We start from the raw sequence: 6,457 nt of genomic DNA on the forward strand, positions 1-6,457 counted from the left end.
ACATTTGTGACACTCGGTATTTACCGCTTCTGGGGCAAAACGCGCATCCGCAAATATATCTGGTCCTCCACAGTCGGCGATGGCGACGCATTTGAATACACGGGCACAGGCCTTGAGAAGTTTCTCGGGTTTCTCGTCGCGATTGTGGCCCTCGCGATTTATCTGGGCGTCGTGCAAATGCTGCTCTTCTTTTTGGGTCTGAGCTACTCTGTCGATCTGGAGACACCGCAAGGAATACTTGCCCTGAATGCCCTGATTTACATCAACCTCTTTGCCTTGCTGCCGCTGATATTTTACGCCACATATCGCGCCCGCCGCTACAAAATGGCCCGTACCCGCTGGCGGGGCGTGCGCTTTGGCATGGAAAAAGGCGCATGGGGCTATGCTGCACGCGCCATCGGCTATGGGCTTCTCACGCTTCTGAGCTTTGGCGCGCTCCTACCGCTTGGCACCTTCAAGCTTGAAAAATACATGGCCGACCGTAGCTCCTTTGGCGATGCCCGCTTTGAGCAGGGCGGCGCATGGACAGCGCTCTACGGCGCGGCCAAACATATGTTTATCGGCTTTGGCGTGGTCCTGCTCGCTTTGCTCTCTGGCAGCGTGATGGGGGCCGCTGGTCTTGCGGTTTTGGGTGGCGTGATCGGGTATATCTGGCTCATGGTCGGCTTCGTCTACTATCGTGTCCACAGCTTCCGTTACATGGCCGCCCACCGCACTCTAGGTCAGAAGATCACTTTCACAGCCACGCCCACAACAGGCGAAGTCATCAAAATCTATATTATCGGCTCGCTTCTCATGTCCCTCGTCGTGGCCGTGATGTCATTTACCGCAACAGCTCTGCTCTCGGGCCTGATGAGCCTGCTGAATGTCAGCAACATGGGCCTCGTGGGGCTCTTCGGAGGGGTGATCTATATTTTTGCGCTGGTGCTCTTGGGGGCGATGGCGCTGGTTTTTATAACCCAGCCTACGATTGCCCATTTCATCACAAACTTTTCGGTTCACAACGCCGAGGCGCTTGATGAGATCCAGCAGCGCGCCACAGAAACAGGCGTCGATGCGGAAGGCTTTGCCGATGCGCTCGACATCGGCGGCGCAATCTGATGCTGGAAGCGGTGGGCAGCTTCTTTGACGGCTCATCCGCCGCCAAACACACAGTCACCCTGCGCCTTGATGAAGCGCGGGGGGTTCTCAGCTTCGATGGCGACGCCCTCGTGCAGCCAGAGGAATGGCCCCTCGCCGAGCTGCGCCTCTTGCGCGATCAGCCCGAAGGCGGCTGGCTGACCTTCGCACGCCACACGGCAAGCGAAGACGAAACCATGCACCGTGAGGCGCGTCTCTCTTGCCGCGACGGCGTCATGAATGCCGCCCTGCGCGCCGCCGCGCCCAATCTGGCGCGCCGTGACAGCCACAAAGGCACAGGCGCGCGCGTGGTGACAAAGCTCACTCTCGCCGTGGTCGCTGTGGTGGCCATGATCTTTGTGATCCTGCCCGCCATGGCCACAAGCCTCGCCTATATGATGCCGCGCGAGCGCGAGGTCCAGTTCGGCCGCGCTGTGGTCACCCAGATGGAGTGGTTTCTTTCAGGCTCCACAGAGGCGGATCTCACCTGCAAAAACGAAGCAGGCCTCGCCGCTCTGCGCAAAATGGAGGCGCGCCTGACGAGCGGCCGCGAGATGGAATATGCGCTTGATATCAAGGTCTTTGATCATGAGATGGTCAATGCCTTCGCAGCGCCCGGTGGCCAGATCGTGATTGTGCGCGGCCTGCTTGACAAAGCCACAAGCGCCGACGCTGTCGCCGGCGTGCTCGCCCATGAAATCGGCCATGTCGAAAACCGTGACGCCACCATAGGCGCCCTGCGGGCCGCCGGCTCGGCCGGCCTGCTCTCTATGGTTCTGGGCGACTTCTCAGGCGGCACTCTGGCGGTTCTCGTCACCGAGCATCTCATCTCGACAAGCTACACCCGCGAGGCCGAAATCCGCGCCGATGATTTCGCCCTTGAGGCGCTCCATGACGCCGAGGTCACCTCTGAAGGCCTCGCCAGCTTCTTTGAGTATATGCTTGGCTTGCAAAACGGCGGGCCAGCCCTCCCAGCCTATCTCAACACGCACCCGCCCTCAAAAGAGCGCGCTGAAAAATCGCGCAGCCATGCCGCGACCCAGCCCCGAACAACTCCGGTCCTCACCCAAGAAGAATGGGCCGCCCTCAAAGCCATCTGCGACTGACAGCTGCGCCCCCTTTGCACCCGTTGATCCTCCTTCCTCTTTCTAGAAATATCCCAGGGGGAGGATTCAAAAGCCCTATAGCTTTTGAATCTGGGGGACTGGTCCCCCGCCACCGCGACTTGGCGCAGCCAAGGCGCAAAACCTAAAATCAACACGGCACTTCTAGGGGTGACACCCCGTCAGCGCTCCGCTACCCTTCACAGGTGAACGAAGGAGGGACCCATGTTTTACGGACTCTGGAACAAGACCGGGTGATCGCCAGACCCCCGGCGAAAACCTCTGACGTCCGCGCCACTCTGCGCGGCACCTCCTCTTGTCCAAGGCCGATACCATGAAAAAGCTCTTCACCTATTTCGAAACCCTCGTTGACCCCTATACAGCCTATCCGCGCGAAGATGTGCCGCCCAAAACGCTCTGGCGCTTTATGCTCGGCTATACACAGCCCTTCAAACGCGTGTTCTGGGCCGCAGGTCTTCTCTCGGTCGTCGTCGCCGCCATCGAAATAGCCCTGATCTATTACACAGGCTGGCTCGTGGATGTGCTCACAGGCACGCCCGCCGAGGTCTGGAGCGCGCATGGCGGCTTCCTGATCGGGCTGGCGCTCTTTGTGCTGCTTATCCGCCCTGCCATCCAGTTCCTTGATGTGCTGCTGCTCAACAATACCATCCTGCCCAATCTTGGCACATTGGTGCGCTGGCGGGCGCACAATCACGTTTTGCGCCAGTCCGTCGGCTGGTTTGAAAACGACTTTGCAGGCCGTATTGCCAACCGCATCATGCAAACACCTCCCGCGGCAGGCGAGGCGGTGTTTCAGGTCTTTGACGCGCTCACCTATTCTGTCGCCTATATCGTCGGCGCGGCGGTCCTGCTTTACGGCGCCGATATGCGCCTGATGCTGCCGCTCGCGATCTGGCTCGTTGGCTATGGCTTGCTCATGCAATGGACGCTGAAACGCGTTGGCCCCGCCTCGCAAAAGGCCTCTGACGCCCGCTCCGCTGTCACAGGCCGCGTGGTCGACAGCTATACCAATATCCACTCGGTCAAAATGTTCGCCCATCACGACGGCGAGATCAATTTTGCCCGTGAAGCGATTGAGGAGGCCCGCCGCACCTTTATTGAAGAAATGCGGATCTATTCGGTGATGGATTTTGTGCTGACCCTGCTCAACGGCGTGCTGATCGTCGGCGTGGTCGGCTGGGCGATCTATCTCTGGATGCAGGGCACAGCCTCCGTCGGCGTCGTCGCGGCGGCCTCGGCGCTGACGCTGCGCCTCAACGCGATGACAGGCTGGATCATGTGGGCGCTCACCTCGTTTTTCCGCCAGCTCGGCGTTGTTGCCGAAGGCATGGAAACCATTGCCCAACCGATTGATCTGGTCGATCACGACGAGGCCAAGCCGCTTGCCATCGCCCAAGGCGAAATTAAAATCGAAAACCTGACCCACCGCTATGGCCGCGACATCGGCGGCTTGGAGGGCGTCAACCTGACCATTCAGCCGGGCGAAAAAGTCGGCCTCGTCGGGCGCTCGGGGGCGGGCAAGTCGACGCTCGTTAAGCTGCTCCTGCGGTTTTATGACGCCGAAGCAGGCCGCATCCTGATTGACGGTCAGGACATCGCCCGCGTGACCCAAGACAGCCTGCGCCGCCAGATCGGCATGGTGCAGCAGGACAGCTCGCTTCTGCACAGGTCTTTGCGCGAAAATATCGCCTATGGCCGCCCTGAGGCGACAGATGCCGAAATCTGGCAGGCCGCCAAAGAGGCCGAGGCGCTCGAGTTCATCGACACATTGCAAGACCCCGAGGGCCGCCGCGGTATGTCTGCCCATGTTGGCGAGCGTGGCGTCAAGCTTTCAGGCGGGCAGCGCCAGCGCATCACACTTGCCCGCGTGATCCTCAAAAACGCGCCGATCCTCTTGCTGGATGAGGCCACAAGTGCGCTCGACAGCGAAGTCGAGGCCGCCATTCAGGACACGCTCTATAGCATGATGCGCGGCAAAACCGTGATTGCCATCGCCCACCGCCTCTCCACCATCGCCCAGATGGATCGGATCGTGGTTCTGGACAAAGGCCTCATCCTTGAGGACGGCACGCACACCGAGCTGCTGGCGCGCGGCGGGGTCTATGCCGATCTTTGGGCGCGCCAGTCGGGCGGGTTCCTTGGCGACGAAACGCAAGGCACCGAGGAGGCAAGCTAATGGCCGACACCGCCTATCAACGGATGGTTTGGAAGGCCGCAAGCCTGATTGACCCATCACGCCCCGCGCGCGGCGCGCCGCCCACCGAACTTTGGGGGTTTGCGCGCTGGTGCATTTCGGGCGCGTGGCCCGTGATCGCTCTGGCAGGCTTTATATCGGCGCTCTCTGGGGCCTCCGAAGTCCTCTCCATGTATGTGCTCGGCGAGGTCGTAGACCTCACAGCCAGCAACGCCCCCTTGGGCAACCATATCTGGCTTCTGGCCTTTGGCGTCTTCTTGCTGATCGGCCTGCGCCCTGCGTTTTTTGGCCTCAATGCGGCCTTCCAGTCGGTGATCCTCGGCCCCAATCTCTTCAAACAAATTCTCGGACGGCTCAACCGCTGGACGCTCGGCCAGTCGGTCGGATATTTTGACGACGACTACGCAGGTCGCCTTGCGCAAAAACAGGTGCAAGCCACGCGCTCGCTCACCGAGGTGGTGATCGAGACGGTCAACGCGATCCTCTTTGCGCTCGCCTCTGTCGTCGGCTCGGCCCTTCTCGTCGCGGCGATTGATCTGCGGCTTCTGCTCATTCTCTTTGGCTGGATCATGCTCTATGGCGGCTATCTGCGCTATTTTTTGCCGCGCATCCGCGCCCGCTCCAAAGTGCGCGCCGCGGCCCAAGCCATGGTGTCAGGGCAGGTGGTCGACACGATCACCAATATCAAAACAGTGAAGCTCTTCGCAGGCGACGCCGTTGAAGAAGCGGCCACAGCCGATGTGCTCGAAACCCTGCGCGAACGCGCGGTGGATTTTGGCGAGCTGTCCTCTGTCTTCCGCTATGGTCTGATCTTTATTGCAGGCTGCCTGCCTGTGGCGCTGCTCGGGGCTGCGCTCCTCTGGCGCGACAGTGGCGTCACCCCAGGCGATATCGCGGCCACAGGCGCGGTCTCCATCCGCCTTGCGCAAATGTCGGGCTGGATCAGCTTTGTCTTGATGACAATCTATATGCACCTCGGCGAGGTGGAAGACGGGATGCGCACACTCGCCCCCGCCAAACGCCTGCGCGCTGGGGCAGGGGGCGCGCTTACCGTTCCCAAAGGTGAAATCAGGTTTGAGAATGTGACGTTCTCCTACGGCCGCGAGATTGGCGGGGTCAACGGCATCTCACTCAACATCAAAGCTGGCGAAAAGCTTGGTATCGTCGGCGCCTCTGGCGCGGGCAAGTCCACGCTCGTGTCTCTTTTGCTCAGGCTTTATGATCCAGAAGCAGGCCGAGTCACGATTGACGGGCAAGACATATCAGATGTGACAGAGCCAAGCCTGCGCCGCGCCATTGGCATGGTCACGCAAGAAACCGCGCTTTTCAACCGCTCGGCGCGTGACAACATCACCTATGGCCGCGAGGATGCAAGCGAAGCCACGCTCCGCGCCGCCGTCACCAAAGCCGAAGCGCAGGACTTTATCGAAACACTTGAAGACGGGCAGGGCCGTCGCGGCTATGACGCCCATCTCGGCGAGCGCGGCGTCAAGCTCTCGGGCGGTCAGCGCCAACGCATCGCTCTGGCCCGCGCGATTCTGAAGGACGCACCGATTCTTGTGCTGGATGAGGCCACAAGCGCGCTCGATAGCGAAGTCGAAGCCTCGATCCAGACCGCGCTGACGCGTGTGATGGAAGGCAAGACCGTGCTCGCCATCGCCCACCGCCTCTCAACCATCGCCGCCATGGACCGCATTATCGTGATGCGTGAGGGCGCGATTGTTGAGCAAGGCACACATGACGCCCTCATCGCAAAAGGCGGGATCTATGCGGAGCTTTGGGCGCATCAGTCAGGCGGCTTTCTGGCCAGCTAGGCATCTGCTACAAAAACCATGGCGAAATCTGTGCAAACAGCGCCTCTATCGGCTTGACGGGGCAGGTGATTCCGCCTAATGACACCAAACAGAATTCACGGAGGCCGCTTTTCGGCGTCCTATTATATGGCCGCAGTGATTGCTGGCTCTAAGACTAAAATGAGGATGAACCCATGTCACGCGTTTGCGAATTGACCGGAAAAGGC

Annotated in this window: 4 protein-coding genes; all 4 read left to right on the top strand. The window is 60.4% G+C overall.

Annotation, left to right across the window (positions count from 1 at the left end; all coding sequences use genetic code 11):
• On the top strand, positions 1-1,101 hold a 1,101-nt coding region (locus ACTF58_RS11245; protein ID WP_438992070.1), incomplete at its 5' end, for a YjgN family protein.
• Complete coding sequence (locus ACTF58_RS11250) at positions 1,101-2,225, top strand: M48 family metallopeptidase (RefSeq protein WP_438992071.1); 1,125 nt, start codon at positions 1,101-1,103, stop codon at positions 2,223-2,225. The genes ACTF58_RS11245 and ACTF58_RS11250, both read left to right, overlap by 1 nt.
• A gap of 331 nt (positions 2,226-2,556) precedes the next feature.
• Positions 2,557-4,419, top strand: coding sequence for an ABC transporter ATP-binding protein (locus ACTF58_RS11255; RefSeq protein ID WP_438992072.1), 1,863 nt, complete (start codon positions 2,557-2,559; stop codon positions 4,417-4,419).
• A complete protein-coding gene (locus ACTF58_RS11260; protein ID WP_438992073.1) occupies positions 4,419-6,251 on the top strand; it encodes an ABC transporter ATP-binding protein in 1,833 nt (610 codons plus the stop codon). Before ACTF58_RS11255 ends, ACTF58_RS11260 begins: the two co-directional genes overlap by 1 nt.
• Positions 6,252-6,457: the final 206 nt, after the last annotated feature.

Source organism: Lentibacter sp. (assembly GCF_965657785.1).
Lineage (GTDB): Bacteria > Pseudomonadota > Alphaproteobacteria > Rhodobacterales > Rhodobacteraceae > Lentibacter.

Coding starts and splice junctions, on each gene's coding strand:
- ACTF58_RS11250 (WP_438992071.1), top strand. CDS start 1,101: ATGCTGGAAGCGGTGGGCAGCTTCTTTGACGGCTCATCCGCCGCCAAA.
- ACTF58_RS11255 (WP_438992072.1), top strand. CDS start 2,557: ATGAAAAAGCTCTTCACCTATTTCGAAACCCTCGTTGACCCCTATACA.
- ACTF58_RS11260 (WP_438992073.1), top strand. CDS start 4,419: ATGGCCGACACCGCCTATCAACGGATGGTTTGGAAGGCCGCAAGCCTG.